Genomic DNA, 18,599 nt, shown 5'->3' on the forward strand with positions numbered 1-18,599 from the left:
TGACGCTCTGCGTCACATCCTAAAGCGGAACGCGGAGCGTCCCTGGCGGCATTCCCACGCGGAGCGTGGGAACGATCAAAGCTCGCTCCTACGGCCTATACCCCTGCCCCAACAACCATCCGCGAACCATCCTCCCCTGCTCCACCGTCAAATCCGCCAGTGCCTGTTCCGCTGGCCGGGTTTGCAGACGTCGCAGTAAAGGCGCCAGCTCAACGCCCTGCAGATGCCAGATCCCCAGCGGCTGATCCGCCGTCACCACCACCTCGGCCTCATCCACCAAACCCTCGCGCAACACCGGCGCACGCTGTATCCGTAGCGAAGCGAAGTCCGCCGGTTTGTGCGCCGGTTCGCTGTCCGGCCACTGGCGACGTGCTTGCCAGAAAGGCCGCTCCTGCCAGCGCTGTTCATCGGCATAGAAGTCACGACCGATACGGGCAAAACGTAGAAACAGTTGCTCGACTCGTTGCTGATGAAACTGCTTTGCCAGGGCCGCGCGTTCAGGTGCACGGAGTAACGTGTTGATCACCACCGGCGCCTGCAACGCCGAAGACAAGGACTGAAAGATGCCGTTACCCGACAGCGGATCAACCGCCATCGCCGCATCACCGACCCGAATCCAGTTATCACCGCAGACCTGCGGACAAAGGATCGCCGTGCTGCTGCGGGCATGCAATTGCAGCTCGATTTCAGGTGCAGCGCCAAAAAAGTCGATCGCCAACGCCGATGCCTGGCGCCTGCCCCGACAGTAATCGAGCAACTGCGCCTTACCCGGCAACCCGGCGCTGGCCACGTCCACCGTCAGTTGCCAATAACATTGACCATCGGCCCGCCGCGCCATCCAGGCCCAACCGTCTTCAAGACTCTCGACCGCGCTTGCCGTGGTGCCCGGCGTACCTTGCCAGCGGTTGAGCAGGCTGACGGTTTCCGGCCCGCGCAGACCTTTACCCAACGCCGGAGCCTGGCGTCCTCGCGACTCAACCAGAAAGTGCGCCGCTATATCCGTGCGCCCTTCGACTTCCACTCGATGGCCCGATGCCTCTGAATGCACCGCCAGCACCCGCCCTTCGACCAACTCGACACCGGCCAGGCGCAAATCTTCGCGCAAGCCTCGATCAAAGCGCGGACGATCCAGCAGGAACTCGATATTTTGCGCGTGTTGCTGAGCGTTCCACGACACCTGACGCTGGGAAGGCAGCGTCGCATCGTCCAATGCATGGGTAAAGCCCGCGCCACGCAGGGCGTCGAGAACCCGCACCGAAACGCCTTCCAGTGCCGCAAACCGGCGCCAGTCACTGACCAGCGTCACCGGATAGCCAAGCCGCCGCAAGCCCAAGGCCACCGCCGCCCCGGCTGGCCCGGCCCCGAGAATGAGGATCGCGCTCATGTCCAGACGCGCCGCTCAGGGCCGCGGTAACAGGCATTCTCGCGCAGCCATTCGATGATCTGTGGATTGCTTGCATCATCATGTTCGGCCAGATAATTGGCGATATGCCCGCTCAATGCCCCACACCCCAGACTCGCACCGGATTGCCCCGGATGAGTGCCGCGAACACAGGCCGCGAAGTCCGCCTGCTGGCTGTTGAGCCACGACCATTGATGCTCGCCACAGCGCGCATCGCCGGTGACCCGCAGCACCCCCGGATAACTCGCCGGAAACACTGCAGCGCCCTGCGCCGGGCTGGAAGCGCAGAGCAACACTCCACGCTCCTGCGCCAACCCGCAGGCTTCGCGCAGCAGGCTGCGATCCTGACGCAAACCCAGGCTCAAGTTGATCAACCGCACGTCCTGTTCGACCAACCAATCAATGGCCGTGGCGATCTGCAACGCACTGGTCACCCCGCGCTGATCGAAAACCTGCGCAACGCAAAACAACGCCGACGGTGCACGCTGACAGATGGCATCAATCACCGCGCTGCCATGGCCGAGGGGATCATCATGCAAATCATCTTCAGCCAGCCCCTCATCCACCAGACAGAAACGCCGCCCGGCGACCACTCGCGTTCGCTGCGCCAATGAGTGACCGCTATCGACAACGCCGATCCGCAGCTCAGGCTTCATGCAGCACCTTCGATGACTTGAGCACACCGTCCACCAATTCAAAACGCAGGTCGGCGTCCGCCAGAGTCGAGGGCCGATGACTGATCAGGATCCGCGTACGCCCGGCAAACAGCCGGTCGATGGCCTCGATCACCTCGCGCTCCGTGGCTTCGTCGACCGCCGAAGTGGCTTCATCGAGCACCAGAATCAACGGGGCTTGCAACAGCGCGCGGGCGATGGCGATCCGCTGTTTCTGACCGCCCGACAGCTGCTGGCCGCGCTCACCCAATGGACTGTCGAGACCTTCGGGCAAGGATTCGATCAGGCTGTCGAGTTGCGCCAGACGCGCCACTTCGGTAATCGCTTCGCGGCTGGCCGACGGCACGCTATAAGACAGGTTGTCCGCCAGGCTGCCGCGAAACAGTACGATGTCCTGACTGACCACGGCGATGCGCCGGCGCAACTCGAACAGGTCCAGCTCACGCAGGTCAACGCCATCGAGCAACACCTGGCCGGACTGTGGATCGTGGTGGCGTTGCAGTAGATCGATCAGTGTCGTCTTGCCAACACCGGAAGCGCCGCTCAACGCGACTTTCAAACCATAAGGGATTCGTGCTTCGATGCCGCACAAGGTCATCGGGCGCCCTGGATGACTGAAATGCACCGCTTGAAAACACAGCTCACCCGAGCTCGGCATCGGCTGCGGATCGGCCGGGGTAACGACGCTCGGCTCTTCACCGCGCAACTCCATGACCCGGCCAAGGCTGACGGTCATGCGCTGGATGGCCACGTACAGCCCGAGCAGACTCTGCACCGGCCCCACCGCCATCCCCAGATAAGTGGAAAACGCGATCAGCGCACCGAGCTGCCACGTCCCCTGCACCACCCAGTAACCGCCAATCAAAAAAGCACAGGCGCGGGACAACGAGGTCAGGGTACCGGGGACCGACTGGGTGAAAAATTCAGTCACCTGCAGGCGCAGCAACTGACTCATGTAACCCTGCCCCAGCCTCTCCAGCCGACGCGCTTCGCGCTGTTGTTGACCGGCGCTCTGGATGAACTTCATCACCGGCAAAGTCTCGACCAGGAACGACGACATGTCTGCCGAGCGCTCACGCAGCTGTCGTACATCGCGCTCGACCTTGCGTCGCATCCAGCGCAACCAGAGCACGTCCAGCGGAATCAGCACCAACGCCAGCAGCGAGAGTTTCCAGGACAAGGTCAGCAACATCGCCACCGCGCAGACCAGCCCAATGACGCTGGAGACCGCGGAGAACAGCGAATCGACAGCGAAGCGCTGGATCTCCGCAACGTCGCCGTCGAGGCGCGACATCAGGTCGCCGATCCGCCGTTGCCCGTAAAAGCGCGGCGACAGCGTCTGCAAATGCCGATACAGGTCATCGCGCAAGGCGAAGAGAATTCGTCCGGAAAGCCGCGTGTGCAGGTATCGATTGATCCCCGACAGCGCCGTGCCGAGCAACCCGGCGACGATCATCAATCCGGCAATCAGTACCAGCATGGGAAAGTTGCGCGCCAGCAGGCCATCGTCGATCAGCAACTTGGTCAACCACGGTTGCACCAGCACCAGCAACGAGGCGCACACCGACAACCCGAGCAGGCCGCCGATGGCCAGGCGATGGGGCCGGACGAAGCCATACAGCCACTTCAGCGCGGCTTGCAGCGCTTGTGGGTCCCGGCTATCGATCAGCCTGACGATCAAGCGCTGCATCAGCTGCGCAACTGTTTGAGTTTGCGATACAGCGTCGCGCGACTGATACCCAACGCGTCGGCGGCGGCCGACACGTTGCCTTGATGGCTGTCCAGCGATTGGCGGATCAGCTCCAGTTCGTTCTCGCGAATGCTGCCGGTCTGCGGCCGGTCACTGGTGTTGAGCTCATCGAGCATGCTGTCGGGCAGATGCTCCGGGCTCAACTCGATCTCGCCTTCTTCGCGCATGGCCAACGCGGTGCGCAGGACCATTTCCAGCTGGCGGATGTTGCCTGGCCAGTGATAGCCGGCCAACAAGGCGTTCAAATCCTCGCGGAGCCTGATCGCAGGCGCGCCCAATTTTCCCAACAAGCTGTTCACCAAGGCGCTGAAGTCCTCCCGCTCGCGCAGGGCCGGCAACATCACGCTGATGCCATTGACGCGGTAGAACAGGTCCTCGCGAAAGTGCTTGTCCTCCACCAGACGCTTGAGGTCACGGTGGGTGGCGCAGATCAGCGCCACATCGATGTCCTGCTCCTCGCCGGCGCCCAGCGGCGCGACTTTGCGATCCTGCAAGACCCGCAACAAACGGGCCTGCAACGACAGCGGCATGTCGCCGATTTCATCGAGAAACAGCGTGCCGCCGTGGGCCTGTTGCAGACGGCCGATCATCCCGCCGCGACGGGACCCGGTGAAGGCACCTTCGCGATAGCCGAACAGTTCCGACTCGATCAGACCTTCCGGGATTGCCGCGCAGTTCACCGCGATAAAAGGTTTGTCGCAGCGGCTACCGGCCAGGTGCAATGCCCGTGCGATGACTTCTTTCCCGGTTCCGGTCTCGCCCAGCAGCAACACCGGCAACTGATTGGCCAAACCTTGACGGGCCATGCGCAAAGCACGGGCATAGCGAGTATTACTGCCTGCCAGGGCGTCGAAATCCGGTTGAGTTTTTGCTGTTTTGCCGAGATTGCGCGCTGTGCTGGCGACGTTGATCGAGCGCTGTGGCGCACGCAGGGTTTTGTAGAAGAATTCGCCTTTGGCGGTTTGCAGGCTACCGATGCCGCCCTGCTGCAGACGCGCCAGCAGTTGCAAACCGTCCACCCCGAGAAACTCCTCGCAGCGGCGCCCCACCAGGGCCGAACGCTCGGCGTTGAGCAACTGACAAGCCTGGGCGCTGACCGCCAGAATCTGCCCGCCAAGGCTCACCGCCAGCAGTCCTTGCCAGGGTGATTCGAGGTACTGTCGACGACTGTGAAAAGCCAGAACGATCTGCTCCGGATAGCTGGCGTTGAACACCCGGCTCTCAATCTGGCTGACCGCCATGGCCAGCAACGAGGTGCTGTCATGGACTCGCCCGAGCGGACCTTCTCGGGTCAAATCGAGTACACCGAGGATGTCGCCCTGAGGACAATGAATCGGCACCGAGGTGCAGGAGAAGTCACTCAGGCGATCGAGGTAATGCTCGCCGCAATCGATCAGGGTCGGCCGGGCTTCCACCAGTGCGGTGCCGAGGGCATTGGTGCCGCGCACCGCTTCGCTCCAGCAGGCACCGAGGGTGATGTCTTGCAGCCCACTGCCCTTGAGGCGATCGGCGCGGCCTTCGACGGCCAGAATGGTGGCCTCGGAATTGGCCAGAATGATCAGCCCTTCCTTGCCTTGGCGAGCGGCCAGGTAGTCGATCGCCGGCATTGCGGCATCGATCAACAGGCGATTGCTGGCCAGCAGCACCTCAAGGCTGGCGCTCGACTCCAGAGCCAGCTCATGATTGCCATTGAAATGCACACCATGGCTGAGGCTGCGCCGCCATGATGCATCGATTTCGGCCCGCAACACCCCATCGGGGACTTCGCCTTCAAGATGAAGCTTCTCCCGAGCCAGTCGGGCTTCATGTTGCAGTTCACTGTTTATTGTTTTTATAAGAGTCATCAAGCGCTCCGGATCGGTCCGCCCAGTAAAACCTGCGCCTGGATACAGCAGCGCCTGATGCAATCTTTACGTTAACGTCAAGGCAATGGCAAGTGCCGTATGGCGACTGCTTGTTCTAGGCCAATTAACCTTCATCGTCTGTCAGATCGTTGCGAGCGCTTCGCGCTCGTTCGCGGGCAAGCCTCGCTGCTACAGTTGATCGCGTTTTCCGTAGGAGCGAGGCTTGCCCGCGATATAGGTAGTCCTGTCAGTCGATATCCATTCACCTGAACAATCAGAGGCTCCAAACCTGCGGTCCCTGAAAGAACGCCCGCGCATTGTCCTCAAGACTCTCCAGGTGATACCCGCCCTCCTGCACAATCAAACACGGCAATCCAAGGCTGCGAATCCGCTCACCCAGCCTGGCGAAACCGTCGCGGGTCACCGCCACTTTGCTTTGCGGGTCCAGCTCATAAATATCAAAGCCCAAGGACAGCACCAACACATTCGCCCCGAAGTCCTTCACCGCCGCCAGTGCCAACTCCAGCTGACCCAAAAAATCCGCCTCGCTGGCACCGTGGGCCATTGGCAGGTTGAGGTTGAAGCCTTCCCCTGCCCCCCTTCCACGCTCGTCGGCAAAACCGGCAACTCCCGGATAGAAGTTGGTCGGATCGCCATGAACCGAGACATACAGCACGTCATCCCGGTCATAGAAAATCTCCTGAATGCCCTGACCGTGATGCATGTCGGTATCCAGCACCGCGACCCGTTCAAAACCGCCGCGCAGTATCTGGGCTGCAATCGCCGCATTGTTCAGGTAGCAAAAACCACCCGCCGCTTCGGCCCGTGCATGGTGCCCCGGTGGCCGACACAACGCGTAGGCAGCCGGCTGGCCGTCGAGCAAGGCCTGGGCTGCGGCTATTGCGCTCTGCGCCGACCAATAGGCCGAACGCCAGGTCAGCTCACCCACCGGACAACTGCCGTCGGCCAGGTAACGCGCGGCCTGGGCGAGAATCCCGCGCAATGCATTGGGTTCGCGAACGAAGATGTTCGACATCACCTCATCGCCCCAGTCCTCCGGGATTTCCTTCCAGCGCTCATGGGCCTCCCGCAGGAATTCCAGATAGGCCGCACCATGCACCGCCAGCAACGGTTGCAAGCCAGCATCCGCAGGTTGCAGCACCTCGAAACCAAGAGAATGCGCCGCCCGGACCAAGCGTTGAGCCCGCTCCGGAACTTCCTGTGGCGTGCGCATCTGGCCGCGTGAGTAGTAACTGCGTGGGTGGTGGAGCAATTGTTCGGGGTGGAAAAAACAGCGCATCATCTTCTCCTCATTCAGCCTTCCCGGCGCGAGCCAGCACGGCATTGAGCAATACATCGGTGCCCTGACGCACATCTTCGGGCAACACGTCTTCAGCTTCGTTATGACTCAAGCCGCCGACGCAGGGAATAAACACCATGGCCGTTGGGCAGAACCGCGCCAGGTGAATCGCATCATGGCCGGCGCCGCTGACAATCGATTGCTGAGCGTAGCCCAGACCGTCCACCGCCTGCTGCACCGCCGCCACACATTCGGCATCGAACGGCGTCGCCGGGCTGATCCAGTGTGGGGTGATGCTCACACGCAAACCACGATCTTCGGCGATGGCCTGCAAGCGTGCGCGGACCTGTTGCTCCATGGCCTCGATAGCTTCGTCGCGGTGATGACGCAAGTCCACAGTGAAATTCACCAGCCCGGGAATGGTATTGCGCGAGGACTTGGCAATGCTCAGTTCACCGACGGTGGTCAGGCCTTCAGGGACGAAATCGGTAGCCAGTGCTTCCAGCGCCAGAATCATCTGTGCCGCGCCGTAGAGCGCATCCTTGCGCAGCGGCATGGGCGTGGTGCCGGCGTGGGCGGCCATACCATCGACCCGCACGTCGAGCCAGCGAATCGCCTGGCCGCCGCTGACGACACCGATGCTCTTGGCGTTGTCTTCAAGAATCGGGCCCTGTTCGATATGGGCTTCGAAATAAGCATCCACAGCGCCGCCCAACAGCCGTTCGCCAGCATACCCGGTGCGTTGCAAAGCCTCGGCAACGCTGATGCCATCGACGTCACGCACGGCCAACGCGGCATTCAGATCCATGATGCCGGTAAACACCGCCGAGCCGAACATCGCCGGGGTGAAGCGCGCGCCTTCTTCGTTGGTCCACACCGCTACCTCCAGCGGCTTGCGGGTCTTGATCTGCAGATCATTCAGGCGTCGCACCACTTCCAGGCCGGCGAGCACACCATACACACCATCGAAACGCCCGCCTTCGGGCTGGGTGTCGAGGTGACTGCCCATCATCACCGGTGCGGCATCGGGGTCCGTCCCGGCGCGGCGGGCGAACAGATTGCCGATCGGGTCCACGCTCAAGGTCATCCCGGCCTCGCGACACCACTGGGCAAACAATTCGCGTCCGGCCTTGTCTTCCTCGCTCAAGGCCAGACGACAGCTACCGCCGCGTGCCGTAGCGCCGATTTCGGCCATGGCCATCAAGCTTGTCCACAAACGTTCACCGTTGATGTTCAACATCAGTCATTTCTCCAAAAATAAGGGGGCGCTCAAGCGCCAGGAGCCTTTTGAAACAATCTTCCTCGAAGGCTGCGGCTTTGCTTGATCGCATGAACGGTCTATCGCTCCCGCGCAACACGCGGAAGCGATCAGCACCCTCAGAACAGCGGCAGGCTGTAACTCACCACCAGGCGATTCTGGTCCTGATCGCGAGAGGCTTCGCTGCGTGACGCACCATTGCGCCAGCCCATGGCTACGCCTTTGAGTGGACCGCTCTGGATCACATAATCAAGGCTGAAGTCTCGTTCCCACTCCTTTTGATCCGGACCGGCAGTTGTCTTGATACCCGTACCTGACAAATACATGGCCGAGGCTTTAAGCCCCGGCACGCCCAAGGCTGCGAAGTCGTAGGTGTATTGAGCGAAACCGGTGCTCTCCCCTGCACGGGTGAAGTTCTGGATGTAGCGGTCGGTCAGCAGGTACACGCTGGAACCCGAGGCGCCCTTGTCTGGCAAACCACCCTGATTGAGTTGAACGAAGTTGCTGTCCCTGGACACTTGCTGATAACCCGCCATCAGCGTTTGGGCACCAATACCCCAGGTGAAAGCCAGGCTCCAGGTATCGTTGTCGATCTTGCCGTTGCCATCCTTGGTGAAGCCGCTGGTCCGGAAGCCTTCGCTGCGCCCGGCGGCGGATGCGTTGGCCCCCTCGGCGGTGGTCTTGAAGTAGCGCAGGTCGGTTTTCAGCGAGCCAAAATCACCCAGCTTCAAGTCATGCACCAGACCGCCAAAGTGCTGTTGGTAATAGTCCTCGAGGTTGGCGTAGTAGTACTGCGCAAGCAGTGCGTCAGTGACTTTGTAATCGGCTCCGGCAAAATTGAACGCATTACTTTCCTGCGTCCCGCCCGCCACTGCCAAGCCGGTGCGGTCGCTGGAGCCACGACCGGTCGCGTGTTCGATATGGCCGCCAGTCAGGGTCAGATGCTCGAAGTCGTTGGAGACGATCTGCCCACCTTCGAAGGTCTGCGGCAACAGGCGACCATCGTTGGCCACCAGAATCGGCAGCTTGGGGGTCAAAGTGCCGTAGAGCACTTGCGTCCTGGCAAAGCGCATCTTCGCCGTCGCACCCAGGCGTGCCCATTGCTCAGCGGCACCTTTGCCGTCGTCAGGGATCATCGAGCTGCCCACATGGCGGCCGTCACCACTATCGAGTCGAACACCCAGCAGTCCCAACGCATCAACCCCGAACCCCACAGTACCGTCGGTAAAGCCCGATTGATAATTGAGCATGAAGCCCTGGGCCCACTCTTCGGTTTTCGACGGAGCGGCGCTCCCGTCGCGATTGTCGTTGTTGTAATAGAAATTGCGAAAACCCAGCGTCGCTTTACTGTCTTTAACAAAGTCCGCCATGCTCAACGGACTGAAAAGTGCACTACCGATCATGACAAGTGCCAAGGGTTGTTTGTTCATTAAATAGAATTCCATAAAACCACGATTATCTTGGCGAGCAACTTTCTACTGTTGATGAGTTGTAACACTCAGTACTTGCGCCAGTGATTCACCGGCGCACAAGCGCTCCAGCAACTTCGGCTCGGCGCGATCCGAAGCCAGCGCTTGTTCGATAACTTGCGCCGCTGTTTGCAGATCGAGAAACAGCACTCCGTTATCGTCGGCCAACACCAGATCACCAGGGAGTACCTGTATTCCCGCGCAGTGAATCGGCTGATTGATCGGGCTATCGCCACGACCATGGAGCTTGGTGGTCAACAGGCTGGTACCACGGGCAAAAACCGGCAGCCCGGCCTCGCGCAGTTCCAGCAAGTCGGTTACCACGCCGTCCACCACAATCCCGACGGCGCCGGCACAGCGGGCTGCGCAACTGGTGACCGCACCGACCGGCGCATGCCGCAGGTCGCCGCCAGTATCGATGACCAGCACATCCCCGGGCTGCAGCAGCGCCAGCGCCTGGTTCACCGCGATGGCGTCCGCGCCGCGCAGGCTCAGGGTCACCGCACGACCGACCAACTTGACCCCCGGCACCATGGCGCGCAGCTGTGAATCGGCAAAGCCGTCTTCAAGAAAGTGCCCCAGCGTCGGGAAACTCACCGCTTTGAGTTGCTCGATCAAAAGCTCTAGTTGCGCCTTATCCATGGTCCGGGGCTCCGTTGATCAGTTCGGCCACACAGTCGATTTCCAACGACACGCCCCACAGTGCGACACACACGGTGGTTCGCGCGGGCGGCGCATGGCCGAGCAACTCACGGTAAACCTCGTTGAAGGGCTCCAACTGTGCGGGGTCGGTCAGGTAGGCATTGACCTTGACCAGATGACTGAGGCTGGACCCGGCTTCAATCAGGATCGCCTCAAGGTTGCGCAAGGTCTGGCGCACCTGTTCGGCAAAACTTGCAGGCTGGTCGTCGAGCCCGGTCTGAGCCGGAATCTGTCCGGCGGTAAACACCAGATGACCGCTGACCACCGCTTGTGAATAAGGCCCCACCGGCCCAATGAACCCTGGTGCTGACTGGATTCTGCGCATGTTCTGTGAACTCCGTAGGGATCAGGCCGCAGCCGATTTCAGGGGGGTGGCAGCAGGCTGACCCTCGGCCGGGGCCGAGACTTCGCCGATGTCTTTCTTGAAGGTTTCGGTCAACAGCAACAGCGCCACCAACGAGATCAGCGCCGCACCGATCATGTACCAGGCCACGGAAGAGCCTTTGCCGGTGGCCGCGAGCAATGCGGTGGTGACAATCGGAGTCGCCGCGCTACCCAGCAGGCCGGAAAGCATGTAGCTGATGGACAACCCCGAATAGCGAACGCGAGTGCCGAACAGCTCGGCGAGGAAGGTCGCAATCGGCCCGTAGTTGGCGGCGAAAGCGGTCATCAACAACAGGTAGCCGAAGATCACCATCGGCAGTTCTTTGGTGTCCATCAACCAGAACATCGGGAACGCCACCAAGGCTTCAGCAACGATCCCGGCCACGATAATCGGCTTGCGACCGTAGCGATCCGACAACGCCCCGAATACTGGCAGCATGACGATGCAATACGCGCAGGACAGCAGCACCACACCGAGCATCACGCTGCGGCTGAAACCGAGGTTCTGCGTGCCGTAGGTCAGGCCGAAAGCGACGATGATGTTGAAGGACGCGCCGGTCGACATGGTGGCGATACCGCCCAGCACCACTTGCTTCCAGTATTTACGAAAGACTTCGGCGACCGGCATTTTGACCTGAACCTCAGCCTCCTTGACCTTGTTGAAGGCTGGCGTTTCGGCAATGTTCAGGCGGATATACAACCCCACGGCGATCAACAACACGCTACCCAGAAACGGAATCCGCCAGCCCCAGGCAAGCAAGTCCTCAGGCGACAACCAGGCAGCAATTACCAGGAACGCCAGATTGGCAATCATGGTCCCGGCCGGAACCCCGATCTGTACCCACGAACCATATAAACCGCGCTTGTTGGCCGGCGCATGCTCCACCGCCATCAACACCGCGCCGCCCCATTCCCCACCGAGGGCCAGGCCCTGAATCACCCGCAACAGCAGCAACAGAATGGGCGCCCAGATACCGATAGCCGCGTAATTGGGTAACAGACCGATAGCGAAGGTCGCTGCGCCCATGGTCAACAGCGAAATCAGCAGCATCGACTTGCGTCCAAGCCGGTCGCCGAAATGCCCGAACAGTGCCGCACCCACAATCCGCGCCAGGTAAGCCGAAGCAAAGGTGCCAAAGGCCAGCAAGGTGCCGATCAGCGGAACGAAGTCCGGGAAGAACACTTTGTTGAACACCAATGCCGAAGCGGTGGCAAACACAAACAAGTCATACCATTCCACCGTGGTGCCGATCACACTGGCGACTGCCACTTTTTTCATACTGATTTCAACTTCGGGTGGTGCGGGGCACTTTTCTACAGACGATATTTCGCTCATAACTGTCTCCAGAGAGCTCTTCAAGAACTCGATGTTTAATTGTTATAACTGGCAGTAAAACGTTTAAAGCGAAGATTATTTTTATAGCCGATTCGTCAGAATGAACCGGTTCACAAGGCATATTTCATAGTTAACAAACTTGTAACTTCGCTCCGTTGAGAAAGTTACTCAATAACCCAAGGTCATATCCACGCGGTTCAACAACGGCTCACCGGCATTCAGGCGTCGAACATTTTCCGCCACTTGCTCGGCAATACAGTCATGGGACGCCGCCGACGCCATATGCGGGGTAATCGCCACCCCGGGCATGCTCCAAAGTTTGTGTTCTACCGGTAACGGTTCACGTTCGAATACATCAAGTAATGCGCCACGCAACTGACCGCTTGCCAGCGCCTGTTCGAGATCATCGATCCGCAGATGAGCGCCCCGTCCACAGTTGACCAGCGCTGCGCCGGGGGCGAGCCGGGCAAACGTTGTACTGCCGAGAATGCCGCGGGTTTCAGGGGTCAGCGGCAGCAAGTTGATCAACAATTCCACACCATCGAGAAAAGGCTCGAAGCCTTCAGTCCCGGCGAATGCCTGCACACCCGGCAAGCTCTTGGCGCCACGGGCCCAGCCCCGCACCGTATAGCCGGCTGCAGCCAGATCGCTGGCGATGGCGCTACCCAGCGAGCCAAGGCCCATGACACCCACCCTGAATTGCTTGGCTGAACGTTGCAGCGGGCGTTGCCATGTTTTTTTGCGCTGTTGTTGCAGTACCTGGTCGAAGCCGCGGTGATAGTGAATCACCGCCCAGCGCACGTACTCGGTCATCCCTTGGCGATGACCAGGGTCGACCACTCGGCACACCGGTAAATCGGGACACGACGGGTCATGCTCAAGATGATCGACACCCGCAGCCACGGAGTGGATGACTTGAAGACTGCTCAACGCCCCCAGACTGCCGGGCAATGGAAACCAGCACGCCGCCACCTGCGCCGCTGCGGCCGCCGGATCATCCATCAGCACCGCGTTGATTTGCGGTGCAGAACGGGCGAAAGCGGTTTGCAGTTGCTCGAGCAAGAGGCTGTCGCGTGACAGCAGAACGACCGTGTTCATGAGCAGTAAGACTCGCGCTGGGATTCAATCAGGGTCAGGGCGGCCTCCCAGGCCAGATCGATGATGTTGTCGGACTCATCCCGATCGAACTGCTCGGCGGTGTGCGCGCAGACCTCCGGGGAAGGGAAATGCAGCGCCGAACCACCGGCCAGGGCCTGGACCTGCGCCTGGCAGGCACGCTCCAGGAAATGAATCTCCTGGAAGGCCTGAGCCACACTGGCGCCGCCGACCAACAGCCCGTGATTGCGCAGGATCATCGCCCTGTGCGGCCCCAGATCGGCAATCAACCGCTCGCGTTCGTCCAGCGACAAGGCGATGCCTTCATAGGTGTGATAGGCCAGCTTGCCGTAGAACTTCAGCGCATGCTGGCTGATCGGCAACAGCCCCTGCTGCTGGGCCGCCACCGCCATGCCGGCTGCGGTGTGGGTATGGATCACGCAGTTCAAATCCGGGCGCGCCATATGAATCGCCGAATGGATGACAAAACCCGCTGCATTGACCCGATGATCGCCATAGGCCGGGTCGACGATCCGGCCCTGCTGGTCGATACGTACCAGATCCGAGGCGCGCATCCGGTCGAAAATCACTCCGTAGCGATTGATCAGGAAGTGATGTTCAGGCCCCGGGATGCGCAAGGTGATATGGGTATCGATCAGGTCGGTCATGCGAAAGTGCGCGACCATCCGGTACAGCGCCGCCAGTTCGCAACGGGCCTGCCATTCAACCGGGCTAATGTGTTCTGGTTTGCTCACGAATACACCTCTTTAGGAGCGTGGGAGACGACCGGGTTGGCCCGCAACCGGGCCAGGCCGCAAACGCCGATCAAGGACACGGCCGACAGCAGCGTGAAGAACACCGCCAGCGGTAACCATTGTCCGGAAAACTTGCTCGCCAGCAGCGTACCGATCAGCGGCGTGGTGCCGCCGGCCAGAGCGCAGCTCAACTGGTATGCGATAGAAATTCCCGAGTAGCGCAGGTGCACCGGGAAGGCCTGGGACATGTAACCGGCGATGACCGCGTACAAGGCCGAGAGGATGACGACCGCCAAAGCGATGCCGATGATCATCAGCAAAATGTTTTGCGTGCCTACCAACAGGAACATCGGGTACGGCGTGACCAAGCACAGCAAGGCAACCAGTTTGAGAAAGCGGCCTTCACCGATACGCTCGGCCAACAGCGCGGAGAGTGGTTGGGACAGTAGCTGGATGATGGTCACCAGAAACAGGCAGTCGAGAATCGTCGAGCGAGCGATGCCTTGATACTGGGTGACGTAGGTAATCATGAAGGTGTTGGTGAAGAAGAACCCGGCCGACCCGATGGTCACCGCCGCTGCGGCAAACAGGATCTGCCGCCAGCAGCTGCGGATAACTTCCATCACCGGGTATTTGGCGGTCTCGTTGTTGTCCCGCACTGCGGCGAACTCCGGCGACTCGTGGACTCCGGAACGGATCATCAAACCGACCATCATCAGCACGCCGCTGGCGAGAAATGGCATACGCCAGCCCCACTCGAGAAAGTCCTGCTGATCAAGGGATGTGACCAGACGAAAAGCGATCAATGCCAACAGCAAACCTGCCGGACTGCCGAGCTGAGCGAAGGATGCGTAGAACGTCTTGCGGTTGGCCGGTGCATGTTCACTGGCCATCAGCACCGCCCCGCCCCATTCGCCGCCGACCGAAATGCCCTGAATCAACCGCAGCGCAATCAGACTGATCGGTGCCCAGATTCCGGCACTGGCGTAGCTGGGCAACAGGCCGATGCCGGTGGTGGCCAGGCCCATGAGTGCCATGGTCACCAGGAGCATTTTCTTGCGCCCGAGACGGTCACCCAAATGGCCGAACACCATGCCGGCCATAGGGCGGGCAATGAAGCCAACCGCAAAACTGCCGAACGCTGCAAGGGTGCTCATCACCGGATCGCTGCTGGGGAAAAATACTTGCCCGAGCACCAACGCTGCCGCCGTCGCATAGATATAAAAATCGTAGAACTCGATGGTGGTGCCAATAAAGGCTGCCGCCGCCGCTCGTCGCGGCTGAGGGGTGGTATGCATGCAAGGACCCTGTGTATTTATTGTTGGGCAGGTACTGAAGGCTGAATCCGGTTGCACTCTCTGGCGCTTGTGAGCTTTATCGCCGCCGGGCTAGGATTAGTCAATTTTCATATTCTTATCTTTACTATTAGCCTTGCTACTACTGAGAAAATCATGCCCTCACCTACCTCCACCTCCAACCCATGGGTCGGCCGACGCTTTCTCAATGATCGCCTCGACTGGAACCTCTTGCGCACCTACCTGGTAATCGGTCAGGAAGGCAGCATGAGCCGCGCCGCTGCGCGCTTGCACATCACTCAGTCAGCGGTGAGTCAGGCGCTCAAACGTCTCGAAGAACAGCTTGAATGTGTGTTGATTGCACGTAGCGGAAGGCGCTTCGACCTGACCGAAACAGGGGAAGAAGTGCTGCGCATTGCTGCGGATATTTACGGAGATATTTCGCGGCTAGGGACAGTAGTGGAGAGTCGGCATGACGACCTGGTGGGCAAGATTCGTCTGCTCACCGTCAGCGGTGTCCAGTCGGCGCACTACGATGAGTTTCTGGCGGACTTCCATGTCACCCATCCGAACGTCGAGCTTGAAGTCGAAGTGATGGGCAGCTCGAACATCATCAGTTCGCTGCTGCAAAAGACCGCGACCGTGGGCGTAGGATTGTGCCGACTGGTACAACCACGGCTGGAACAGCGGGTGCTATTTCGCGAACGTTATGCGTACTTTTGCGGGCAACGCCATCGGCTGTTCGGGCAGGAGAATCTGACACTGGAGCAGATTGCCGCCGAGAACTTCGTCAGCTTCACCAGCGACCAGTTGGGCGGCAATCTTTCACCCCTGACGCTGTTTCGCGACCAGCAAGGGTTTACCGGCAAAATCGTCGCATCCTCCACCAGTTTCGAAGAGATTCACCGCCTGATCTGCGCAGGGTTCGGCATCGGTTGTTTGCCCATTCATCTGGTGCGCCGAGATGTCGAGCAGGGTCTGCTCTGGCGCCTCCCCCCTGAGGACGGGGTGGTGGACTTCGATATCCAGCTTCTGTGGAATCGCGAGCAGAGAATGAGTCAGGCCGAGAGCGTGTTTCTGGAGAGCTTCCAGCACATGCTCAGCATTCGTGAGCAGGTGCTGTGAAGGTTCAGCCTCAGACGTGGGGATCGCCCGGTGCTTTGCTCGGGGCGGCGTACTGCGGCTTCAGATGCCCGTCCTGATCCAGCAGCCAGGCGTCCATGATCTGCCGCACCACCGGACCTGCGACGCGCCCCCCGGCCTCACCGTTTTCGATCATCACCGAGATGACGATCTTCGGATGTTCCGCTGGGGCGAAGCCGACGAACAAGGCGTTGTCGCGATTGCGCTCCTGAGTTTTCAGACGGTTGTAACGCTCGCCCTGCTTGATCGCGACCACTTGAGCCGTACCGCTCTTGCCTGCAATCCGGTATTGCACCCCGATAGCCGCCGCGCGGGCAATACCGCGTGGATCGTGCATGACCATCTGCATGCCGTGGTTGACCTGCTCCCAATCCCGCGGATCTTTAAGCTGAATGTTTGGCATCGGGTGCTCATCCACCGGCGCCACACCGTCCACAGTCTTGGCCAGGTGCGGACGATTCCACACGCCTTTGTTGGCAATCAACGCAGTAGCCTGCGCCAGTTGCAGCGGCGTCACCTGCATATAGCCCTGACCGATGCCGAGAATCACCGTTTCGCCGGGGAACCACGGCTGGCGACGGGTGGCGCGCTTCCACGCCTGAGACGGCATCAATCCGGCCGACTCTTCGAACATATCCAGCGAGACCTTCTCGCCGAGACCGAACATGGTCATGTAATCGTGCAGTCGGTCGATGCCGAGCTTGTGTGCCAGGTCGTAAAAATAGGTGTCGTTGGAGCGCATGATCGCCGCGTCCATATCGACCCAACCATCGCCGCTGTGGTTCCAGTTACGGTATTTGTGATCGAAGTCTGGCAACTGGTAATAGCCCGGGTCGAAGACCCGGGTCTGGGCCGTGACCACGCCAGCGTCCAGCCCGGCAATTGCCACTTCTGGCTTGATCGTCGAACCGGGCGCATACAGGCCACGCAACACCCGGTTGAACAGCGGTCGGTCGATGGAATCGTGCAGAGCGGCGTATTCCTTGAAGCTGATGCCGGTGACAAACAGATTCGGATCAAAGCTCGGCTTGCTGACCATGGCCAGCACCTCACCAGTCGATGGATCGAGAGCGACTACCGACCCGCGTCGATCACCCAGGGCCTCCTCGGCCGCTTCCTGGAGCTTGACGTCGAGACTGAGCACGATGCTTTTGCCCGGAATCGGGTCGGTGTGCTTAAGTACCCGTAGCACGCGGCCCTGAGCATTGGTTTCGACTTCTTCATAGCCGACATGACCGTGCAGCTCGGACTCGTAAAAGCGTTCGATGCCAGTCTTGCCTATCGATTGGGTACCGCGGTACTCCACCGAGTCCAGGGCCTTGGATTCTTTCTCGTTGATCCGCCCGACATAGCCGATCGAATGGGCGAAATGCGCGCCCAACGGGTAGTGACGAACGAACTGCGGCTCTACCTCGATGCCGGGCAGACGGAATTGGTTCACCGCCAGCACGGCGATCTGCTCCTCAGTCAGCTCATAAAACAGAGTGACGGGAACAAAGGGATGACGCGCTTGCTTCATCTCTTTGTCGAACAGAGCCCGCTCTTCAGCCGGCAAGTGCAGCAGACTGACAATCGAGTCCAGCTCGCCTTTCAAGTCGGCCGCACGCTCGCGGGTGATGGTCAAATTGAAGCTGGGCTGGTTATCTGCCAGTAGTACGCCATTGCGGTCGTAAATCAGGCCTCTGGTGGGCGTGATCGGCAGTACATGCACCCGGTTGTTTTCAGAGATCGTCGAGTGATAGTCGAATTCGACCACCTGCAGGAAATACATACGTGCGACCAACGCGCAGGAGATGGCGACGACAAACAGCGCACAGGACAGTAACCTTTTATTGACCAGGCGCGTTTCTTTTTCGTGATCTTTGATCGGTATCGGTTCGGGCATTTCTACAGCAGCTCTTTGAATGGGTTAAACGACGCTCCCTGCGCGTGAAATCAGTCCTTTTGAAAAACGAGCTGCACCATACCAAAAAGTCCCGAGTCACTTGCGGGTGATTTCCCTGAACGGCTGTCCTTGGCGGCCAATGCGACGGTTGGAGTCCTGCTTTTACTTACGCACACTGTGTGAATTCGTGCGCTCTGACGGTTACTGCCTGAATAGATCACTGGACGCCCGAGTGCGCGCCATGGCGTCTTCGTAATCGCCATCGCGAGCCAGCCCGCGCCGACAAATCGCGCGCAAAACAAAACCC

At 60.1% G+C, this 18,599-nt stretch carries 15 protein-coding genes; 1 reads left to right on the forward strand and 14 read right to left on the reverse strand.

Annotation, left to right across the window (positions count from 1 at the left end; all coding sequences use genetic code 11):
- Positions 1–88: 88 nt before the first annotated feature.
- From qhpG to AC07O1_RS24475, 13 genes are all read right to left on the reverse strand, one after another.
- The gene (qhpG, locus tag AC07O1_RS24415; RefSeq protein ID WP_495090422.1) at positions 89–1,384 is read right to left on the reverse strand and encodes a flavin-dependent monooxygenase QhpG; all 1,296 of its coding nucleotides are present in this window, start codon (positions 1,382–1,384) and stop codon (positions 89–91) included.
- Entirely contained in the window at positions 1,381–2,058 is a 678-nt protein-coding gene (gene qhpE, locus AC07O1_RS24420; RefSeq protein ID WP_495090423.1) for a subtilisin-like serine protease QhpE, read from the reverse strand. The genes qhpG and qhpE overlap by 4 nt, the downstream gene beginning before the upstream one ends.
- Complete coding sequence (locus AC07O1_RS24425) at positions 2,048–3,766, reverse strand: ABC transporter ATP-binding protein (RefSeq protein WP_495090424.1); 1,719 nt, start codon at positions 3,764–3,766, stop codon at positions 2,048–2,050. The genes qhpE and AC07O1_RS24425 overlap by 11 nt, the downstream gene beginning before the upstream one ends.
- The gene (locus tag AC07O1_RS24430) at positions 3,766–5,670 is read right to left on the reverse strand and encodes a sigma-54-dependent Fis family transcriptional regulator (RefSeq protein ID WP_495090425.1); all 1,905 of its coding nucleotides are present in this window, start codon (positions 5,668–5,670) and stop codon (positions 3,766–3,768) included. Before AC07O1_RS24430 ends, AC07O1_RS24425 begins: the two co-directional genes overlap by 1 nt.
- Before the next feature lie 274 nt (positions 5,671–5,944).
- Positions 5,945–6,970 carry a histone deacetylase family protein gene (locus AC07O1_RS24435; protein ID WP_495090433.1) on the reverse strand — a complete coding sequence of 342 codons (1,026 nt, stop codon included), beginning with the start codon at positions 6,968–6,970 and terminating at the stop codon, positions 5,945–5,947.
- A gap of 10 nt (positions 6,971–6,980) precedes the next feature.
- Positions 6,981–8,210, reverse strand: coding sequence for a Zn-dependent hydrolase (locus AC07O1_RS24440; RefSeq protein WP_495090426.1), 1,230 nt, complete (start codon positions 8,208–8,210; stop codon positions 6,981–6,983).
- A 137-nt stretch (positions 8,211–8,347) separates the two neighbouring features.
- Positions 8,348–9,658, reverse strand: coding sequence for an OprD family porin (locus AC07O1_RS24445; RefSeq protein ID WP_495090427.1), 1,311 nt, complete (start codon positions 9,656–9,658; stop codon positions 8,348–8,350).
- A gap of 45 nt (positions 9,659–9,703) precedes the next feature.
- Positions 9,704–10,339, reverse strand: a complete 636-nt coding sequence (locus tag AC07O1_RS24450) for an RraA family protein (protein ID WP_494994069.1) — start codon at positions 10,337–10,339, stop codon at positions 9,704–9,706.
- Positions 10,332–10,724, reverse strand: coding sequence for a RidA family protein (locus AC07O1_RS24455; RefSeq protein WP_494994070.1), 393 nt, complete (start codon positions 10,722–10,724; stop codon positions 10,332–10,334). The genes AC07O1_RS24450 and AC07O1_RS24455 overlap by 8 nt, the downstream gene beginning before the upstream one ends.
- A 21-nt stretch (positions 10,725–10,745) precedes the next feature.
- Entirely contained in the window at positions 10,746–12,119 is a 1,374-nt protein-coding gene (locus AC07O1_RS24460; RefSeq protein ID WP_495090428.1) for an MFS transporter, read from the reverse strand.
- Between the two features lie 168 nt (positions 12,120–12,287).
- Entirely contained in the window at positions 12,288–13,217 is a 930-nt protein-coding gene (locus AC07O1_RS24465; protein WP_495090429.1) for a 2-hydroxyacid dehydrogenase, read from the reverse strand.
- Positions 13,214–13,969, reverse strand: a complete 756-nt coding sequence (locus AC07O1_RS24470) for a class II aldolase/adducin family protein (protein ID WP_494994073.1) — start codon at positions 13,967–13,969, stop codon at positions 13,214–13,216. Before AC07O1_RS24470 ends, AC07O1_RS24465 begins: the two co-directional genes overlap by 4 nt.
- On the reverse strand, positions 13,966–15,267 hold the full coding sequence (locus AC07O1_RS24475; protein ID WP_495090430.1) for an MFS transporter: 1,302 nt from the start codon (positions 15,265–15,267) through the stop codon (positions 13,966–13,968). The genes AC07O1_RS24470 and AC07O1_RS24475 overlap by 4 nt, the downstream gene beginning before the upstream one ends.
- Positions 15,268–15,420: 153 nt before the next feature.
- Between AC07O1_RS24475 and AC07O1_RS24480 the strand changes: the two genes are divergently transcribed.
- Positions 15,421–16,389 carry a LysR family transcriptional regulator gene (locus tag AC07O1_RS24480; RefSeq protein ID WP_495090431.1) on the forward strand — a complete coding sequence of 323 codons (969 nt, stop codon included), beginning with the start codon at positions 15,421–15,423 and terminating at the stop codon, positions 16,387–16,389.
- A gap of 10 nt (positions 16,390–16,399) precedes the next feature.
- Here AC07O1_RS24480 and mrdA read toward each other — a convergent pair whose 3' ends face one another.
- Positions 16,400–18,292 carry a penicillin-binding protein 2 gene (gene mrdA / locus AC07O1_RS24485; protein ID WP_495024762.1) on the reverse strand — a complete coding sequence of 631 codons (1,893 nt, stop codon included), beginning with the start codon at positions 18,290–18,292 and terminating at the stop codon, positions 16,400–16,402.
- Positions 18,293–18,599: the final 307 nt, after the last annotated feature.

This window comes from Pseudomonas sp. GW821-FHT07G10 (assembly GCF_059418545.1).

Excerpts from the sequence above, each read along its gene's own strand:
- qhpG (WP_495090422.1), bottom strand. The coding sequence starts at position 1,384 with ATGAGCGCGATCCTCATTCTCGGGGCCGGGCCAGCCGGGGCGGCGGTG.
- qhpE (WP_495090423.1), bottom strand. The coding sequence starts at position 2,058 with ATGAAGCCTGAGCTGCGGATCGGCGTTGTCGATAGCGGTCACTCATTG.
- AC07O1_RS24425 (WP_495090424.1), bottom strand. The coding sequence starts at position 3,766 with ATGCAGCGCTTGATCGTCAGGCTGATCGATAGCCGGGACCCACAAGCG.
- AC07O1_RS24430 (WP_495090425.1), bottom strand. The coding sequence starts at position 5,670 with ATGACTCTTATAAAAACAATAAACAGTGAACTGCAACATGAAGCCCGA.
- AC07O1_RS24435 (WP_495090433.1), bottom strand. The coding sequence starts at position 6,970 with ATGCGCTGTTTTTTCCACCCCGAACAATTGCTCCACCACCCACGCAGT.
- AC07O1_RS24440 (WP_495090426.1), bottom strand. The coding sequence starts at position 8,210 with ATGTTGAACATCAACGGTGAACGTTTGTGGACAAGCTTGATGGCCATG.
- AC07O1_RS24445 (WP_495090427.1), bottom strand. The coding sequence starts at position 9,658 with ATGAACAAACAACCCTTGGCACTTGTCATGATCGGTAGTGCACTTTTC.
- AC07O1_RS24450 (WP_494994069.1), bottom strand. The coding sequence starts at position 10,339 with ATGGATAAGGCGCAACTAGAGCTTTTGATCGAGCAACTCAAAGCGGTG.
- AC07O1_RS24455 (WP_494994070.1), bottom strand. The coding sequence starts at position 10,724 with ATGCGCAGAATCCAGTCAGCACCAGGGTTCATTGGGCCGGTGGGGCCT.
- AC07O1_RS24460 (WP_495090428.1), bottom strand. The coding sequence starts at position 12,119 with ATGAGCGAAATATCGTCTGTAGAAAAGTGCCCCGCACCACCCGAAGTT.
- AC07O1_RS24465 (WP_495090429.1), bottom strand. The coding sequence starts at position 13,217 with ATGAACACGGTCGTTCTGCTGTCACGCGACAGCCTCTTGCTCGAGCAA.
- AC07O1_RS24475 (WP_495090430.1), bottom strand. The coding sequence starts at position 15,267 with ATGCATACCACCCCTCAGCCGCGACGAGCGGCGGCGGCAGCCTTTATT.
- AC07O1_RS24480 (WP_495090431.1), top strand. The coding sequence starts at position 15,421 with ATGCCCTCACCTACCTCCACCTCCAACCCATGGGTCGGCCGACGCTTT.
- mrdA (WP_495024762.1), bottom strand. The coding sequence starts at position 18,292 with ATGCCCGAACCGATACCGATCAAAGATCACGAAAAAGAAACGCGCCTG.